The 1,483-nt window shown below is 54.8% G+C and carries 1 protein-coding gene; it reads left to right on the forward strand.

Annotated features, from left to right (window positions below):
- Positions 1 to 241 precede the first annotated feature (241 nt).
- A complete protein-coding gene (locus tag RY113_RS18370; protein ID WP_315915826.1) occupies positions 242 to 1,468 on the forward strand; it encodes an IS110 family transposase in 1,227 nt (408 codons plus the stop codon).
- The last annotated feature ends 15 nt before the right edge of the window (positions 1,469 to 1,483 follow it).

A 1,483-nucleotide genomic window follows, 5' to 3' on the forward strand; every position in this document is an offset into this window, starting at 1 on the left:
GACGTTGATACTGGTATTAGGTGTTCTGCCGGGCATGACCCTATGTGAGACTGACGGCTCCAGGCGGGGTTTGTCTTGAATCTGATCTGTCTGCTCGGCGGACGCCTTTTATTAGGTGGCGGTCAAGCGGGCATGACCTTATAGGAGCTTGAGCACGGCCAGTGATCTCGTCAACGTCTTGTCTGCCAGCCTGATCGCCACCTTTCAATTGTAGGCAGATTGGAAGGATGGGAAACAGGCCATGGCTCAGATTATCGCGGGTGTAGATACACATAAAGACACCCATTACGCGGCGGTGATCAGTTTGCACGGCGAGCACCTCAGCGCGGTGCAGTTCCCGGCAACGAAAGCGGGATATCAGGCACTGACAGCATTTATCACCTGCCAAGGAGAACTCCTGCGGGTAGGAATCGAGGGGACCAACTCCTACGGGGCAGGATTGACCCGTCATCTTCAAGCCCGAAATATTGAAGTCGTGGAAGTGATCCGCCCGGCCAAAGTGGTGCGCCGTATGAAGGGTAAATCCGATGCCATTGACGCCTACACTGCAGCGCACACTGCCTTGACCCATCAAGACGTCGTCACTCCGAAAACCAGTATCGGCACGGTAGAAGCCATCCGGGTCATCCATGCTGGGCGCAGATCAGCATTGAAGGCGCACGCTGAGGTTATTACCCAGATCAAGAGTCTTCTCGTCACGGCTCCAGAGAAGGTTCGTGCCCAGTACCAGAGCCTTTCCACCAAGAAGCTCGTTGGCCAACTTGCCGCTTCCCATACTCATGTAAGGGCTGACTGTGTGGAAACGGCAACGTGTTCAACGCTGAAACGATTGGCGAAAAGGTATATCTACCTAGATGAGGAAATTACTATCTTCGAGGGTGAACTTCAGGCTCTCGTAGAGCAGGTAAACACGGCCCTGACCGCCGTAAGGGGAGTTTCCACAATCATTGCCAGCCAGCTGCTCATTACAGCCGGCGACAATCCTGAGCGGTTGCACAGCGAGGCTGCTTTTGCGGCTCTCTGCGGGGTATCGCCGTTGCCGGCCTCCTCTGGACAAACGAACAGGTTTCGCCTCAACCGTGGCGGCGACAGGGCAGCGAACTCTGCCTTGTATCAAATCGCTTTGGTACGCATGGCCAGCGATCCAGTGACGAAAATCTACGTTGCCAAGCGCACTGCCGATGGTAAGACGAAGAAGGAAATCTTGCGGTGCCTCAAACGTGCCATTGCCAGGGAAGTCTTTCACCTGCTCACCAACCCGCAACCGGTCATCCATGGCAAAGACCTCCGAGCCTTCCGCCTCGGAATTGAGCTCACTCTCACTGCCGCGGCGCAGTTCCTGGACTGCGATCTCAACCGCCTATCCAGACTCGAACGAGGTATCACCAAAGACCAGAAACGAGCCCTTGAATACCAAAAATGGCTCACTGATTATCAGCAGCTGCAAACACTGAAAACAGTCGCTTGACACCTATAGGAGCAT

The organism is Arthrobacter sp. lap29, assembly GCF_032458965.1.
Taxonomy (GTDB): domain Bacteria; phylum Actinomycetota; class Actinomycetes; order Actinomycetales; family Micrococcaceae; genus Specibacter; species Specibacter psychrochitiniphilus.